15 protein-coding genes are annotated in these 14,768 nt (G+C 68.4%); 9 read left to right on the top strand and 6 right to left on the bottom strand.

Annotated features, from left to right (window positions below; translation table 11 throughout):
* Nucleotides 1-5: 5 nt before the first annotated feature.
* The gene (locus tag AC1DMS_RS27230) at nt 6-857 is read right to left on the bottom strand and encodes a PA4780 family RIO1-like protein kinase (RefSeq protein WP_012747168.1); all 852 of its coding nucleotides are present in this window, start codon (nt 855-857) and stop codon (nt 6-8) included.
* A 315-nt stretch (nt 858-1,172) separates the two neighbouring features.
* Here AC1DMS_RS27230 and AC1DMS_RS27225 point away from each other — a divergent pair, with 315 nt between their 5' ends.
* From AC1DMS_RS27225 to AC1DMS_RS27200, 6 genes are all read left to right on the top strand, one after another.
* Nucleotides 1,173-1,559: a hypothetical protein gene (locus AC1DMS_RS27225; protein ID WP_012747169.1), complete on the top strand. Its 387-nt coding sequence runs from the start codon at nt 1,173-1,175 to the stop codon at nt 1,557-1,559.
* Between the two features lie 116 nt (nt 1,560-1,675).
* Nucleotides 1,676-2,644 (top strand): tripartite tricarboxylate transporter substrate binding protein, encoded by a 969-nt coding sequence (locus AC1DMS_RS27220; RefSeq protein ID WP_012747170.1) that lies wholly within the window; start codon nt 1,676-1,678, stop codon nt 2,642-2,644.
* Nucleotides 2,645-2,730: 86 nt separating this feature from the next.
* Nucleotides 2,731-4,122 (top strand): acyclic terpene utilization AtuA family protein, encoded by a 1,392-nt coding sequence (locus tag AC1DMS_RS27215; RefSeq protein ID WP_041945468.1) that lies wholly within the window; start codon nt 2,731-2,733, stop codon nt 4,120-4,122.
* A complete protein-coding gene (locus tag AC1DMS_RS27210) occupies nt 4,119-4,487 on the top strand; it encodes an AtuA-related protein (protein WP_012747172.1) in 369 nt (122 codons plus the stop codon). The genes AC1DMS_RS27215 and AC1DMS_RS27210 overlap by 4 nt, the downstream gene beginning before the upstream one ends.
* A 47-nt stretch (nt 4,488-4,534) precedes the next feature.
* A complete protein-coding gene (locus AC1DMS_RS27205) occupies nt 4,535-5,506 on the top strand; it encodes a tripartite tricarboxylate transporter substrate binding protein (RefSeq protein ID WP_012747173.1) in 972 nt (323 codons plus the stop codon).
* A gap of 62 nt (nt 5,507-5,568) precedes the next feature.
* Nucleotides 5,569-7,659 (top strand): alpha/beta hydrolase domain-containing protein, encoded by a 2,091-nt coding sequence (locus AC1DMS_RS27200; protein ID WP_478181996.1) that lies wholly within the window; start codon nt 5,569-5,571, stop codon nt 7,657-7,659.
* Here AC1DMS_RS27200 and AC1DMS_RS27195 read toward each other — a convergent pair.
* Entirely contained in the window at nt 7,656-8,453 is a 798-nt protein-coding gene (locus tag AC1DMS_RS27195) for an NAD(P)H-dependent oxidoreductase (RefSeq protein ID WP_478181995.1), read from the bottom strand. The two genes, AC1DMS_RS27200 and AC1DMS_RS27195, sit on opposite strands and share 4 nt — an antisense overlap.
* Nucleotides 8,454-8,542: 89 nt before the next feature.
* Between AC1DMS_RS27195 and AC1DMS_RS27190 the strand changes: the two genes are divergently transcribed.
* A complete protein-coding gene (locus AC1DMS_RS27190; protein ID WP_478181994.1) occupies nt 8,543-9,436 on the top strand; it encodes a LysR family transcriptional regulator in 894 nt (297 codons plus the stop codon).
* Nucleotides 9,437-9,482: 46 nt separating this feature from the next.
* Here the strand turns inward: AC1DMS_RS27190 and AC1DMS_RS27185 are convergent, their stop codons facing one another.
* Both AC1DMS_RS27185 and AC1DMS_RS27180 read right to left on the bottom strand, forming a co-directional pair.
* On the bottom strand, nt 9,483-9,887 hold the full coding sequence (locus AC1DMS_RS27185; protein WP_478181993.1) for a nuclear transport factor 2 family protein: 405 nt from the start codon (nt 9,885-9,887) through the stop codon (nt 9,483-9,485).
* 124 nt (nt 9,888-10,011) lie between these two features.
* Entirely contained in the window at nt 10,012-10,506 is a 495-nt protein-coding gene (locus tag AC1DMS_RS27180; RefSeq protein ID WP_206168836.1) for an Lrp/AsnC family transcriptional regulator, read from the bottom strand.
* A 65-nt stretch (nt 10,507-10,571) separates the two neighbouring features.
* Here AC1DMS_RS27180 and ilvB point away from each other — a divergent pair, with 65 nt between their 5' ends.
* The gene (gene ilvB, locus AC1DMS_RS27175; protein WP_478181992.1) at nt 10,572-12,362 is read left to right on the top strand and encodes a biosynthetic-type acetolactate synthase large subunit; all 1,791 of its coding nucleotides are present in this window, start codon (nt 10,572-10,574) and stop codon (nt 12,360-12,362) included.
* Here the strand turns inward: ilvB and AC1DMS_RS27170 are convergent.
* Complete coding sequence (locus AC1DMS_RS27170) at nt 12,359-13,918, bottom strand: cation:proton antiporter (RefSeq protein WP_478181991.1); 1,560 nt, start codon at nt 13,916-13,918, stop codon at nt 12,359-12,361. The genes ilvB and AC1DMS_RS27170 overlap by 4 nt on opposite strands.
* A gap of 85 nt (nt 13,919-14,003) precedes the next feature.
* On the bottom strand, nt 14,004-14,195 hold the full coding sequence (locus AC1DMS_RS27165) for a hypothetical protein (RefSeq protein WP_436035723.1): 192 nt from the start codon (nt 14,193-14,195) through the stop codon (nt 14,004-14,006).
* A gap of 38 nt (nt 14,196-14,233) precedes the next feature.
* Here AC1DMS_RS27165 and AC1DMS_RS27160 point away from each other — a divergent pair, with 38 nt between their 5' ends.
* A complete protein-coding gene (locus AC1DMS_RS27160) occupies nt 14,234-14,749 on the top strand; it encodes a DUF305 domain-containing protein (RefSeq protein ID WP_478181990.1) in 516 nt (171 codons plus the stop codon).
* Nucleotides 14,750-14,768: the final 19 nt, after the last annotated feature.

Below are 14,768 nucleotides of genomic sequence, written 5' to 3'. Positions count from 1 at the left end.
CCGCGTCAGAGCCTGGGCAGCTGCATGCGCAGGCGCCGCGCCGCTTCTTCCTCGCGCGCGTCGTCCACCTCGCGCAGCACGTTGCCCAGGTCGACGGGGCCGGTGTCGCGCGCATGCGTGCCGCTCAGCACCGACTCGACGCGCAGCAGGCCGCGCTCGTACAGGTGCCAGATCTCGTCGCCGTAGTGCGTGCCCAGGAGCTCCGGCGCGAACTGGCCGAAGAAGTTGCGCAGGTTGTCCACGTCGCGCAGCAGCATGCGCTTTGCATGGTTGTTGCCCGCCGCATCCACCGCCTGCGGCAGGTCGATCACCACCGGGCCGTCGGCCGCGAGCAGCACGTTGAATTCCGACAGGTCGCCGTGCACCACGCCCGCGCACAGCATGCGCACCACTTCCTTCAGCAGGCTGGCGTGGTGCTGCACGGCTTCCTCGCGCGTGAAGGCCACGTCGTTCAGGCGCGGGGCCGCATCGCCGTTGGCATCGGTCACCAGCTCCATCAGCAGCACGCCTTCCAGGAAGTTGTAGGGAACGGGCACGCGCACGCCGGCCGCCGCCAGGCGGTAGAGCGCATCGACCTCGGCGCTTTGCCAGATGGCCTCGGTCACCTGGCGGCCGAAGCGCGTGCCCTTGGCCATGGCGCGCGTTTCGCGCGAATTGCGCACGCGGCGGTTCTCGGTGTAGTCGACGGCCTGGCGGAAGCTGCGCTTGTCGGCTTCCTTGTAGACCTTGGCGCAGCGCGTCTCCTCGCCGCAGCGCACCACGTAGACCATGGCTTCCTTGCCGCTCATCAGCTGGCGGACCACCGTGTCGATCAGGCCTTCGTCGACCAGCGACTGCAGTCGTGGTGGTGCTTTCATTGGTACCGCTCCATCGGGTCCAGCGGGCGGGTCGAGAGGAAGGCCCTCAGGCTTTCCGGGCCGATCTGGTAGACCGCATCATGCCTGTGCGGCGCGAAGGGCCTCGGTCGTGCGGGCCCGCGACCCGATCGCTATCAGCTTTCGCGCATCGCTTCAAAGGGCGGCCGGCTGTTTCCACGTCGCGATTGCCGGGATTGCGTGCGCCATGAGGTTGTACCTGGATGCCATCGCAAAATCGATTTCACGGACCAGCCCAAAAAGCAAGAACGGTTCGCAGCCTCCCTCCATCCAATCATTGAATCGAAGGAAATCCGAATGACCATCTCCAACGCCAAGCGTCTTTCTGCCATCGCAGTGGCCCTCGCTGCCGCCGCCGGCGCCGTCCGTGCCGAAACCTATGAAGGCGTCCATCCCCTGACCACCGCCGAGAGCCGCGCCAACGTGGCTGCCGGGGCCGTGGTGGCCGCGCGCATTGGCAATCCCTATGCCACGGGTGTCGATGCAGGCCCGATGCATCCGCCGGTCGCCATGAACAACCGCGACACCGTGCGTGCCGAAGCGGTGGCCGCCGCACGCGCACCGGACCCGTACGCCGAAGCTGCCTCCTCGGGCACCACGCCGATCGTCGCCGGTGCGGTGGACCGCGCAACGGTGCGGGCCGAAGCCTATGCCGCCGCACGCGGCAATGCGCTGCCACTGTAGTTGCAGAAAGGCAAGAAGGCCGGGCCTGCGAAAGCGGGCCCGGCTTTTTTGCGTGGAGCGCCGGCCGGCGCCGCACCTGGCCGATGTAAGGTGGCGGGCTCAAGCAGAGATTCGAAATGAACAAGAGCAAGCTCGCCGCATTCCTCCTTGCCTGCGCATCGGCAATGGCCGCTTCCGCCCAGGAGTGGCCGACCAAGCCCGTGCGCCTGATCGTTCCCGCGCCCGCCGGCAGTTCGCTGGACCTGATCGCGCGCACGCTGGCCGACCGGCTGCGCCCCCTGTGGAAGCAGCCCATCGTGATCGAGACCAAGGCCGGCGCGGGCGGCCTGATCGGCATGGACGCCGTGGCCAAGGCGCCGAACGACGGCCATACATTGGGCATCGGCTTCAACGGACCGATCGCCTTCGGCCCCTACATGTACAGCCGCATGCCGTATGCGCCCGCACGCGACCTGATGCCGATCGTGCTCACCACCTCGCAGCCCAACGTGCTGGCGGTGCAGGCCGGCAACCCTGCCAACACGCTGCCGGAATTCGTGGCGTGGGCCAGGAAGCAGGGCCACCCGTTCAGCTATGCGTCGGTGGGCGCGGGGAGTTCATCGCACCTGACGATGGAACTGTTTCGCAGCGTGGCCGGCATCGAGGCGGTGCACGTGCCCTATGCCGGATCGCCGCCGGCGGGCCTTTCGGTGGCGGCCGGCGACACGCAGGCGCTGTTCACCGTGGCACCGGCGCTGCTGCCGCTCGTGCAGGGCAAGCGCATCAAGCTGCTCGCGGTCACGAGCGCGAAGCGCTCCGAGCTCATGAAGGACCTGCCCACCGTGGCGGAGTCGGGCTATCCGGGCTTCGAGTCGCTGGCCTGGAACGGCCTCTTCAGCGCGAGCGGCACGCCGCCCGAGGTGGTTCGCCGCATCAATGCCGATGTGAACACGGTGCTGCAGGAGCCCGCCGTGCGCGAACTGCTGGCCAACCAGGGCCTGGTGGCGGGCGGCGGCTCCGCCGAGGAGTTCGGCTCGTTCATCGACAGCGAGGGCCGCAAATGGGGCGCGATCATCGCCAGGCGTGGCATCCGGCTCGACCAGTGAGATTTTTCGGGCGATCTGGAATTCAGATCAATTGATCCGAATTTTCGATTTTACGGATGATGGCGGGCTGCCTAAAGTCCGCCTCGATGAATGCCAATGCACCGCCTCCACTGCTGATCGGCTGCGCGGCCGGATTTTCCGGCGACCGCACCGATGCGGCTGGGCCGGTGGTCGACACGCTGATCGCGCGGCTCGCCGGCGGCCCGGCCGGCCAGCGTGCCTTCCTGATCTTCGAGACGCTGGCCGAACGCACGCTCGCGCTCGCCCAACTGCGCCGCCGCGACAACCCCGACGCCGGCTACGAGCCCTTGCTCGACGCCATGCTGCGGCCCGTGCTGGCGCGCTGCCTCGCGCACGGCATCCGCATCGTGAGCAACTTCGGCGCGGCCAACCCGCGCGCCGCGGCCCGCCACATCGCCCGCATGGCGCGCGAACTGGGCGCCGATGCGCCGCGCATCGCGGTGGTCGAGGGCGACGATCTTTCGGGCCCTGCGCACCGCGCGCTCTTGCATGAAACGCTGGGCGCGCAGATGGAGGGCCTGCGCATCGTCAGCGCCAATGCCTACATCGGCGCCGAGCCGATCGCCGCCGCGCTCGACGCCGGCGCGCAGATCGTGGTGTGCGGCCGCGTGGCCGACCCTTCGCTTGCGGTCGGCCCCGCCATGTCGCACTTCGGCTGGCGCGCCGACGACTGGCACCGGCTGGGCCGCGCCACCATGGCGGGCCACCTGCTCGAATGCGGCGCGCAGGTGTGCGGCGGCTATTTCGCCGATCCGGGCTACAAGGACGTGCCGGGGCTCGACAACGTGGGCTTCCCGATTGCCGAGATCGATGCCGACGGCCAATGCACCATCGGCAAGGCCGACGGCACCGGCGGCCTCGTGAGCGAAGCCACCGTGAAGGAGCAACTGCTCTACGAAGTGCACGACCCGAGCGCCTACCTCACGCCCGACGTGGTGGCCGACATCGCCGAAGCCGAGGTGCGCGCGCTGCCCGGCAGCGATCGCGTCGAACTCTCCGGCGTGCGCGGCCACGCGCGGCCGAGCCATTACAAGGTCAACGTCTGCCACGAAGGCGGCTGGCTCGCCGAGGGAGAAATCTCCTACGCGGGCCCGCGTGCCGAGGCGCGCGCCCGGCTCGCGGCCGAGGTGCTGCGCAAGCGGCTCGACGGGCTGGCGCTGCGCGTGGACCTGATCGGTGCGCTGAGCATCCTGGGCGACGACGCCGGCCGCATGCTCGCGGACACGCCCGACACGGGCCTGCGCGACGTGCGCCTGCGCGTGGCGGCCACGCATGCGGAGCGCGCGCAGGCCGAGCGCCTGGCGCGCGAGGTCATGGCGCTCTACACCTGCGGACCCGCGGGCGGCGGCGGCGTGCGCACAGCGCTCACGCCGCGGCTCAACACCCTGTCGTGCCTGCTGCCGCGCGAAGCGGTGCCGGTGCGCTTCGAACTGCTCGGCGCAGAGGCCCTGGCATGAACACATCGACCGGCGACATGATCGAAGTGCCGCTCTACCGCGCGGCCCACGGCCGCACCGGCGACAAGGGCGACCGCTCCAACATCAGCGTGATCGCCTGGCACGCGGATCTGTATGCCTTGCTGGCCGAACAGCTCACGCCCGAGCGCGTGTCGATGCAGTTCCGCCACCGCGCACCGGCGCGGGTGCAGCGCTTCCTGCTGCCCCGGCTGCATGCGATGAACTTCGTGCTCGACGCGGTGCTCGACGGCGGCGTCAACGATGCGCTGAACCTCGATGCGCACGGCAAGGCGCTGTCTTTCCTGCTGCTCGACATGCCCATCCGCGTGCCGCGCGCGCTCGTGCCGCTGCTGGCGGGGCCGTAGCGGCAGCCATCCATTTTTTTACCAGCCATCCATCCGGAGACAAAACAATGAAACGACGTTCCCTCACCCTTTCGGCCGCCGCGCTGGCCCTGGTGCCGCTGCTGGGCCACGCACAGCAGCAGGCCTTCCCGGAAAAGCCCATCACCTTCGTCGTGCCCTTTGCGGCCGGCACCGCCACCGACCAGATCGCGCGTGCGCTGGGCAACAGCATCACGGCCGAAACGAAGCAGCCCGTGGTGATCGACAACAAGGCCGGCGCGAGCGGCTTCATTGCCTCGCAGCAGGCGGCCAAGGCGCCGGCCGATGGCTACACCGTGCTGATCACCACCAACACCACGCATGCCGCCAATGAGCACCTGTTCAAGAAGCTGCCCTACGACCCGGTGAAAGACTTCGCGCCCGTCACCGCACTCGGCAAGGGCGGCCAGATCATGGTGGTGAACCCGTCGTTCCCTGCGAAGAGCGTGGCCGAGTTCGTGGCGCTCGCGAAGAAGGAGCCGGGCAAGTACAGCTTCGGCAGCGGCAGTTCGTCCAGCCGCATGGCGGGCGAGCTGCTGCAGCAGATGGCCGACATCAAGCTGCTGCACGTGCCCTACAAGAGCAATACGCTGGCCGTCACCGACCTGCTGGGCGGCCAGATCCACATGATGATCACCGACGCGGCCACCGGCCTGCCGCAGGTCAAGGCCGGCAAGCTGCGCGCGTTGGGCGTTTCGAGCGCCGCGCGTTCGCCGCTCGCACCCGAGGTGCCCACCATCTCGGAAGCCGGCGTGAAGGGCTACGAGATGGGCTACTGGTTCGCGGCCTATGCGCCTGCGAAGACGCCGCCGGCCGTGGTCAAGCGGCTCAACGAGCTGCTGGTGAAGGCCGCGAAGAGCGAGTCCGCGAAGACGGCTTTCTACGAGCCCACCGGCACCGAGGTGTTCACCACCTCGCCCGAAGAGCTCGCCAGGTTCCAGACGGCCGAGTCGCAGAAATGGGGCCGCATCGTGAAGGCGGCCGGCATCGAAGCCGAGTAGGGCGCGCGCCGGCCGTAGCGGGGATCGGCACCGCATAGATACCCCAACGAAGGAGACAAACCATGAAACGCTGGAGCCTGTTGGCTGCCACGGTGGCTTCGGCCGCCCTTTTTCTGAGCGCATGCGGCGGAAGCGGCGGTGGAGGAGGCGGTGGCTTCGTGCTGCCGCCGCCGGCTACGACCACGCCGCCGCCGGCAACTGCCGAAGCGCCCAAGTTCAAGCTCGCCATCTCGAAGACCGAGGACGTGGCCGGCAGCTTCGGCAGCGTCGGCGCCTACGAGAAGATCAGCGGCACCTTCACGGGCGAGGTCGATCCGAAGGACGCGCACAACGCCATCATCCAGGACCTGTCGCTTGCGCCGCTCAATGCCAACGGCAAGGTCGAGTACAGCTCCGACTTCGTGCTCTTCAAGCCCAAGGACATGAGCAAGGCCAGCGGCGTGCTGCGCTACGACGCGCCGAACCGCGGCAACATCGTCAACCTCGATCCGTACTTTGCGTCGCGCGGCTATGTGTTTCTCACGGCCGCGTGGCAGGGCGATGTGCCGGCCGCGGCGGGCAAGCTCACGCTCAAGGTGCCCGTGGCTCGCAATGCGGACGGCAGCACCATCACCGGCACCTACCGCGCCGAGCTGCTGCCCACGGCGGCCACCGCCGATTCGCTGCCGCTGCCCGGCGGGCCGTTCAACGCGGCCATGCAGGCCTATGCGACCGCGAGCCTGGACAACACCCGGCCCGGCTACGTGCTCACGCGGCGCATCAACGAAGCCGATGCGCGCCAGCTCATTCCCGCGAGCGACTGGAAGTTTGCCAAGTGCAGCGCCGCCGCGCCGTTCCCCGGCACGCCCGACGAGACGAACGTGTGCCTGCGCGACAAATGGGACCCGGCCTACATGTACGAGCTGGTCTACGTCGCGAAGGACCCGAAGGTCATGGGCCTGGGCCTCGCGGCGGTGCGCGACATGATCGCCTTCTTCCATCGCGAGGCGAGCGACGCCGCGGGCACCGCCAATCCGGTGGCCGCCGCCATCAGGAACACCATTGCTTCCGGCGTGTCGCAGTGCGGCAACTTCATGAAGACCTTCGTGCACCTGGGCTTCAACCAGGACCTCGCGGGGCGCAAGGTGTTCGACGGCGTGTTCGCGCAGATCGCGGCGCGGCAGACCAACATCAACATGCGCTTCGCGATTCCGGGCGGCGGCGGAGGCGTGCGTACCGACCACACGGCCTTCGGCCAGGCCGGCACGCGCGGCCTCTCGAAGGACTATGTGGACGACGTGGCGCAGCGCCGCGGCGGCATCCTGTCGCGCTGCGAGGCGAGCGGCACCTGTCCCAAGCTCTTCATCGGCTTCAGCGGCACGGAGTTCTATGTGCTGCAGGGCTCGCCGCTGCTGACCGACGCCTGGGGCACGGCCGACCTCGTGCAGCCGGACAACGCGCGCATCTACTACTACGCGAGCACGCACCACCTGCTGGGCCTGCCCTCGCTGCCGGCCGCGAGCGCCGGTGCGCTCTACGCCACCAACGCCAACGCCGGCGTGGTGCCGGTGGTGCGCGCGCTCTACCAGAACCTGGAGGACTGGGTCATCAAGGGCACCACGCCGCCCGACAGCCAAGTGCCCAAGCTGGCCGACGCCACGCTGGTGCGCCCGCAGCAGCTGAAGTTTCCCTCCATTCCGGGCGCGAACTACACGGCCCTGGTCAACACCTATTCGCTGCTCGACTGGGGGCCGAACTACCGGCCGCAGGACGAGAGCGGCATTGCCACGCAGGTGCCGCCCGCGTACCTGGGCCGCGACTACGCCATCCTCGTGCCGCAGGTGGATGCCGACGGCAACGACATCGCGGGCATCCGCAGCCTCGATGTGGCAGTGCCGGTGGGCACCAACACCGGTTGGAACTACACCAGCAAGCCGGGCACCATCGATCTGGCAGGCTTGTTCGGCGCGTACTTTCCGTTTGCGAAGACGGCGGCCGAGCGTTCGGGCAGCGGCGATCCGCGTCCGTCGCTGCAGGAGCGCTACATCGACCAGGCCGGCTACGTCGCGGCCCTGACCGCCGCGGCCAACGACCTCGTCGCCAGGCGCTTCATGCTGCGCGCCGATGCGGATGCGGCCATTGCCAATGCGGCGGCGAATCCGGTGCTGCCTTAACCCGAGTTCCTGCCGGCCGGTGCGGCGTGCACCGCAAAGCCTGCCTCGCCCGGCGCGATGTCGTCGCGCAGGGTGAGCGCGGGAATCTCATAGTCGCCGGCGTTCTGCGGGCGGAACGGGATCGGCTCGGTGGTTTCGAGTGTGTCGAGCCGGCGGCCCAGTTCCTCGGTGATGCGCGCGTAGGCCGCGGCATCGACCTTGCCGGTGCGGTACACCACATAGGGCGGCAGCACCTCGAAGCCGGGGTAGTAGAGGATGCCGTGGTGGATGGGAAACAGCAGGTCGTCCATCGGCCCGTTGATGCCGCGCGCACTGTAGTGCGAGGCCCAGCCGCCGGTCGTGACCACCAGCATGGCGCGCTTGCCGGCCATCACGCCCTGGCCGAAGCGGTCGCCCCAATGCGTGTCGGAATGCTCGCCCACGCCGTAGGCAAAGCCATAGGCGTAGACGCGGTCGACCCAGCCCTTGAGGATGGCCGGCATCGTGTACCACCACAGCGGAAACTGGAAGATCACGGTGTCGGCCCAGAGCAGCTTGGCCTGCTCGGCGGCGACTTCCTCGCGCTGGGTGCCGGCCTCGAAGGCGCGCTGGGAATCGGCGATGGCGTCGAAGGGTGCGCCGGGCTCGAGATGCGCGAAGTCGTCGGCGGCCAGCGTCGCCTTCCATTGCATGGCGTACAGGTCAGACACCTGCACCTCGTGCCCGGCCTGCACGAGGCGTTCGCGCATGAACTGTTTTAGCGAGCCGTTGAGGGAACGGGCTTCGGGGTGGGCATGGACAAGAAGGATTTTCATGGCTGCATGGTTCGTCGGATGAAGATGCAGGCAGGTTAGGCGTCGCCGAGCTATATTGGAAATGAATATTCAGAATTCCAGGAATAGCAATGGACAATTTCAAGCGGCTCGACCTCAACCTGCTGCTCACGCTCGACGTGCTGCTGGCCGAACGCAGCGTGACCCGTGCCGCCGAGCGCCTGAACCTCTCGCAGCCCTCGGTGAGCGTGCAGCTCGCCAGGTTGCGCGAGGTGTTCAGCGATCCGCTGCTGGTGCCCGCGCAGCGCGGCATGCGGCCCACCGCGCGCGCCGACGAATTGCGCGAGCCGCTGCGCGAAGCGCTGGAATCACTGGGCCGCGCGGTGGCGCCCACCAAGCCCTTCGACCCCGCCGAGGCGACCACCACCTGGCGCGTGGCCGCGGCCGACTATGCCGAGTCGGCGATCCTGCTGCCGGCGCTCGCGGGTCTTCGCGCAGCCGCGCCCCACACGCGGCTGGCCGTGGTGGAGGCGGTGCCCTCGCGCATGGCGCGGCAGCTGGAGCAGGGGGAGATCGACCTGTTCTTCCACACCAGCGTGGGCGCACCGCCCGGGCTGCACCGGCGCGTGCTGTTCAACGAGCGCTACGTGCTCGCCGGGCGCAGCGGCCATCCGCGGCTGAAGCGCCGGCCGACGCTGGCGCAGTTCTGTGCGCTGGAGCACGTGGTGGTGTCGCTCGGCGGCGGCGGCTTTGCCGGGCCCACGGACGATGCGCTGGCGCAGCAGGGGCTCGCGCGGCGCGTGGCGCTTTCGGTGCCGCATTTCCTTTTCATGATGTCGGTACTGGCCGGCACCGACATGGTCGCGATGCTGCCCGAGCGGCTCGCGCGCGGCGCGCCGGGGCTGCGCGTGGTGGAGGCGCCGCTGGAGGTGCCGGGCTACGAGATGGCGATGCTGTGGCACGAGCGGCGGCATCGCGATCCGGCGCACAAGTGGCTGCGGGAGCGGATTGCGGCGAGCCTGTAGGCGCCCGGGTGTGAGGGCGCCGGGCGGAAGTTCGCGGCCGCGAGAGCTAGTGGCTCTTTGCCTTTCCCGTGGGCGCAGGTGCTTCCGTGTGCATGACACATCGCCAGGCGTCCCCGTCGCGGATCCACGTCGATGTGTCGAGCATGTCCTGCTCGATCTTTTCGGACTTTCCTCTCGGCGACAGGGTCTGATGGGCCTTGTAGCTCAGGACGGCGGTGTCGTCGTTGGGGAAGGTGGCCTCCATGTCGCTGAGCTTGAACGACTTGACCACCATGGTCCCGTGCTCCGCCATCTCGCGGTAGCCGGCGTGGTCGAACTTCATGGAGCCATGGGAGCTCACCATGAAGGCCGGTTCGCACAGCAAGTCGATGGCTGTGTTCGTGTCGGTGTCCACCATCGACTGCCAGAATTTCTTTTCAAGAGCGAAGAGCTCGCGGCTTTTGTCTTGCACAGGCGTCTCCTGGATACGTTGGGAAAGCAACGATCGAGTCGCCATGGAGCCTGCGGTGCAGGGTCACCCGCAGAGTTGTGGTCAGCAGCTTCCTACGACACGCAATGCGCGAAGTGCACCGCCCTCAGATGACCGGCACGCTGGTTTCCTTGAGCACGCGCAGCACGAAATGCGACTTGCTGTGGCGGATGCCCGGGATCTTGTAGAGCTTTTCGCGCAGCAGCCGTTCGTAGTCGCGCGTGTCGCGCACCGCGATGCGGATGTAGTAGTCGTAGTCGCCCGACACCAGGTAGGCCTCCTGGATCTCCGGAATGGTCGCGAGCACGCGGCCGAAGTCGTAGAGCGTTTCGTCGGTGTGGCTTTCGAGCGTGACCTGGACGATGACCGAATCGTGGTAGCCGAGCTTGGCCGGGTCAACGTCGATGGTGTAGCGCTTGATGACGCCATGGGCCTCGAGCTTCTTGATGCGCGTCCAGCAGCTGGTGGGCGACAGGCCGACCTCGTTGCCGATCTCCTGCAGGGTCTTGCGCGAGTCGAGCAGCAGCACCCGCAGGATCGCCATGTCGATCTTGTCGAAAGATCCTTCTTCATTGGAGGCTGTTTTCCGAAGAGTTTTCATGAATTGGACCGAAAGAGCCAAAAGAAAGAAGCAAATTCTGCATCAGAAGCGGAAGAATCGACGGCATGCGACTGCTCGACCTTCCCCTCACGTCTTCCCCGTCCCTCCGTCCCGAAGCCCCCGACGCCGCCTTTCGCGTGCGCAACGGCGCCGAGGCCCTGCTCGACACGCTGGTCGAGTGCGGCGTCGACACCATCTTCGGCTACCCGGGCGGCGCCGCGCTGCCGCTGTACGACGCTCTACACGGCGAACCGCGGCTGCGCCATGTGCTGGTGCGCCATGAGCAGGCCGCGGTGCATGCGGCCGAGGGCTATGCGCGCAGCACGGGGCGCGTGGGCGTGGTGCTGGTCACCTCGGGGCCGGGCGTCGGCAACACCATCACGGGGCTGCTCGATGCCATGAGCGATTCGGTGCCGGTGCTCTGCATCAGCGGGCAGGTCGCGACCGCGGTGATCGGCACGCAGGCCTTCCAGGAGAGCGACGCGCTGGGCATGTCGCGCCCCGTCACCAAGTGGAACCAGCAGGTGCGCGCGGCGGACGATGTGCCGGCGCTGGTGCGCCGCGCGCTCGAGATCGCCGCCTCGGGCCGGCCGGGCCCGGTGCTGCTCGACGTGCCGAAGGACATCCAGCTCGCGCGCCTCGGGCACGGCGCCGCGCTGAAGCCGTTGCGCGCGCTGCGCACGGGCAGGGCGGCGCTGCCGCCGAAGGCCATGCTGCAGCGCGCGGCCGACCTGCTCTCGACCGCGCGCCGGCCGGTGCTCTACGGCGGCGGCGGGCTGATCAACTCGGGGCCGGCCGCCTGCGAGGCCTTCGCGCAGCTGGTGCAGCGCCTGCATGCGCCGTGCACGCTCACGCTGATGGGACTCGGCGCCTTCCCCGCGTCCGACCCCAAATTCATCGGCATGCTGGGCATGCACGGCATGCTCGAAGCCAACCTTGCGATGCACGAGGCCGACCTGGTGGTGTGCGTCGGTGCGCGCTTCGACGACCGCGTGACCGGCAAGCTCGACGAGTTCTGTCCGCATGCGCGCAAGATCCACGTCGACATCGACCCCGGCAGCATCAACAAGGTGGTGAAGGTCGATGTACCCATGGTGGGCGACTGCGCGGCGATCCTCGACGCCGTGCTCGCGCTGCTGCCGGCCGAAGGCCTTGCGCCCGGGCGGCTCGCGCCGTGGTGGGAGCGCATCGAGCGCTGGCGCGCGCAAGAGTGCCAGCGCTTTGCGCCGCGCGGCGATGCGATCCTGCCGCAGCAGCTGATGTTGTCGCTGCAGCGCGCCATCGCGGGCCGCGACGCGATCGTCTCCACCGACGTGGGCCAGCACCAGATGTGGGCCGCGCAGTACCTGCGCTTCGACAGCCCGCGCCGCTGGCTCACCTCGGGCGGCGCCGGCACCATGGGCTACGGGCTGCCCGCGGCCATCGGCGCGCAGATCGGCCACCCCGATGCGCTGACGGTCTGCGTGAGCGGCGACGCCTCGGTGCTCATGAACATCCAGGAGCTGTCGACGGCGGTGCAGCACCGCGCGCCTGTGAAGCTGGTGCTGTGCAACAACGGCTACATGGGCATGGTGCGGCAGTGGCAGGAGCTCAACCACGGCAACCGGCTGAGCCACAGCTGGAACGAGGCGCTGCCCGATTTCGTGGCGCTGGCCAAGGCCTTCGGCTGGGGCGCACGCCGCGTGTCGGACCCGGCCGAACTCGAAGCCGCGCTGGCCGAATGCCTGGCCAGCGAAGGCCCGTTCTTCCTCGACGTGCAGGTCGCCGCGCAGGAAAACTGCTTTCCGATGATGCCGGCCGGGCAGGGGCACCACCGCGTGATGCTGGCGAAGGACCGCTGGTACGAGGAAGCCTAGACGCTCTGCAGGCGCACGTCGGCGGCCGGGATCGCATTGAGCTCGGCCCAGTCCATCTCCTCCTCGAGCCGGTGGTAGGTGTCATCCTCGATCCGGCCAACCGCGCGCAGGCCGTCGAGTGCCTGCCGTTGCGCGCGGATGGCCGTGGCGCGCAGGCGGTCGTGCGCCGTCTTCGCCTGCGGCTCGGCCGTGTCCGACGCCAGCACGCGCGCCGCGCGGTACTCGTCGCGCACGGCCTCGGCCTCGGTGCCGTTCTCGGCTTCGAGCGCAGACAGCGCCGCATCCATCATGGCGGTGCGCGCGAGCGAGATCTCTTCTTCGAGCGATGCATCGGGCGCGATCTTCAAGGCCCTGATCAGCGGCCCGATCGTGAAGCCCTGGATCACCAGCGTGCCGAGCACGACCGCGAACGCGCTCAGCACGATCAGGTCGCGTCCCGGAAAGTCGGGCGGCAGCGCGAAGGCCGTGGCCATGGTGACCAGCCCACGCATGCCCGACCATCCCACCAGCAGCCCGATGCGCTTCGACGGAATCGCAATGCGCCGGGGCTTGAAGCCCAGCCGGTGCTTGGCCGCGCGCATCACCGCACCGTAGAACAGCACCCAGCCCACACGCACCGCGATGACCAGCGCCAGCACGATGCCCGCGAATTGCAGCGCGTGCGCAAGCGCGGGCCCCGAAAGCCGGTCGACGATGCCGCGTGCCTGCAGGCCCATCAGGAAGAACGCGAGCACGTTGAGCGTGAACACCACCGCGCCCCACACCGCGTAGGAATGCACGCGGTCGCGCGGTGCGTTGCGGCCCGGCGCGTATTGGCCCAGCGTCATGCCGAACGCGACCACCGAGATGATCGGCGACAGGTGCAGCCGCTCGGCCACGATCCATGCGCCGAAGGTCATGACAAACTGGAAGATGATGGCCGAGCGCGTGCCGGCAAAGAGCGGTGCGCCCACGTGCAGGTTGAGCTTGGCGAACACGATGCCGACCAGCGCGCCGCCCGGCACTGCAACCAGCAGCATCGGCAGCGAGCTGGTGATCGGCAGGTGCGCCGAGCCTGCGGCCGACACCGCCACGCCGAACACCAGCAGTGCGACGGCGTCATTGAGCAGGCTTTCGCCGTTGATGACCGACAGCGTGCGCCGCGGAATGCGGAACTGCTGCATCACCGCCGCGGCGGCCACCGCATCGGGCGGTGCGACGATGGCGCCGAGCGTGATGGCCGCGGCCAGCGGCAGGCCGGCGAATGCCCAGCCAGCCCATGCCACCGCAGCGGTGGTCAGCAGCACGGCCACCAGCACCAGCGAAACCAGCGGCAGCCAGTTGCGGCGCAGCTCGCGCGGCGCGGTGTCGAAGGCCGAGTCGAGCAGTGCAGGCGCGATGAAAAGCGCGAGCGCCAGGTGCGGATCGAGGCTGATGTGCGGCACCCAGGGCATCGCGCCCAGCGCCACGCCGGCCAGCGCCAGCATCGACGGGTAGGGCAGCGCAAGGCGCCGCGAAAGCTGCAGCAGCAGGCAGGCCGCGACCAGCATGAGCAGCACGTTTTCGAAGATGTCCACCGGGGCCCCTCAGTTCTTCATGTCGTTCCCAGAATACTAGGAGAGGCCCGGCCGTTTTTTGCGGGATGCCGTCGGTGCGCGCCGCTCAGGCGAAGATTTCTTCGGGAAGGGACTGTGCTTCGGGCGATGCGAGCGAGGCCAGCGGCTGCGGCGTGGCCTCCAGCAATGCCCGCGTGTAGCCATGGCGCGGCGCATCGAACACCGCGCCGCCGCTTGCAGCTTCCCACGAGGCGATGCGCTTTTTTCCTACGCGAGCACAGCTTTGCAAAAGGAGCATCGGGTTTCGTTTGTTGCGCAGGGTACGGCAACGGGCCCATGCTCGTCTTTGCAGAGAGAGAGAACACGATGGAACCTCGCGAACATGCCCCGCAGCACCAAGGCGGGCACCCCTACGGGATGTTTGCAGTGAACATGCTGCTCAGCCTCGCCGTCATGTACCTGGTCATGTTTTCGATGATCGACGGCTGGGGCGACTTCCGGAACAACCTCAACATGTTCTACATGGCGCTCACCATGGTCGCGCCGATGGGAATCATCATGCTCGCCACCATGCGAGGCATGTACCGCAGCAAGGCGCTCAATGCGGCGCTCCATGCGGGGCTCGCGCTTCTGTTTGTCGCCGCCCTGGCCGGGACTCGGCAGCAGGGCCTGATCGGCGACAGGCAGTTCATCGCCTCGATGGTGCCGCACCACTCGGGCGCCATCCTCATGTGCCGCGAGGCCGAGCTCAAGGACCCGGAACTGGTCAGGCTGTGCGGGCAGATCTCGAGCTCGCAGCGCAAGGAGATCGATGAGATGAACGCAATCCAGAAGCGACTGGGTGCGAGATAGCCCGAGCCGCGGTCCCGGC

The sequence above is a fragment of the Variovorax sp. 05T418 genome, assembly GCF_056396385.1.
The sequence above is the reverse complement of the archived record's forward strand: the minus strand, read 5'-3'. Positions and strand labels throughout refer to the sequence as shown.

Excerpts from the sequence above, each read along its gene's own strand:
- AC1DMS_RS27165 (WP_436035723.1), bottom strand. The coding sequence starts at position 14,195 with ATGCTCCTTTTGCAAAGCTGTGCTCGCGTAGGAAAAAAGCGCATCGCC.
- AC1DMS_RS27225 (WP_012747169.1), top strand. The coding sequence starts at position 1,173 with ATGACCATCTCCAACGCCAAGCGTCTTTCTGCCATCGCAGTGGCCCTC.
- AC1DMS_RS27215 (WP_041945468.1), top strand. The coding sequence starts at position 2,731 with ATGAATGCCAATGCACCGCCTCCACTGCTGATCGGCTGCGCGGCCGGA.
- AC1DMS_RS27160 (WP_478181990.1), top strand. The coding sequence starts at position 14,234 with ATGCTCGTCTTTGCAGAGAGAGAGAACACGATGGAACCTCGCGAACAT.
- AC1DMS_RS27210 (WP_012747172.1), top strand. The coding sequence starts at position 4,119 with ATGAACACATCGACCGGCGACATGATCGAAGTGCCGCTCTACCGCGCG.
- AC1DMS_RS27220 (WP_012747170.1), top strand. The coding sequence starts at position 1,676 with ATGAACAAGAGCAAGCTCGCCGCATTCCTCCTTGCCTGCGCATCGGCA.
- AC1DMS_RS27190 (WP_478181994.1), top strand. The coding sequence starts at position 8,543 with ATGGACAATTTCAAGCGGCTCGACCTCAACCTGCTGCTCACGCTCGAC.
- ilvB (WP_478181992.1), top strand. The coding sequence starts at position 10,572 with ATGCGACTGCTCGACCTTCCCCTCACGTCTTCCCCGTCCCTCCGTCCC.
- AC1DMS_RS27200 (WP_478181996.1), top strand. The coding sequence starts at position 5,569 with ATGAAACGCTGGAGCCTGTTGGCTGCCACGGTGGCTTCGGCCGCCCTT.
- AC1DMS_RS27195 (WP_478181995.1), bottom strand. The coding sequence starts at position 8,453 with ATGAAAATCCTTCTTGTCCATGCCCACCCCGAAGCCCGTTCCCTCAAC.
- AC1DMS_RS27205 (WP_012747173.1), top strand. The coding sequence starts at position 4,535 with ATGAAACGACGTTCCCTCACCCTTTCGGCCGCCGCGCTGGCCCTGGTG.
- AC1DMS_RS27180 (WP_206168836.1), bottom strand. The coding sequence starts at position 10,506 with ATGAAAACTCTTCGGAAAACAGCCTCCAATGAAGAAGGATCTTTCGAC.
- AC1DMS_RS27230 (WP_012747168.1), bottom strand. The coding sequence starts at position 857 with ATGAAAGCACCACCACGACTGCAGTCGCTGGTCGACGAAGGCCTGATC.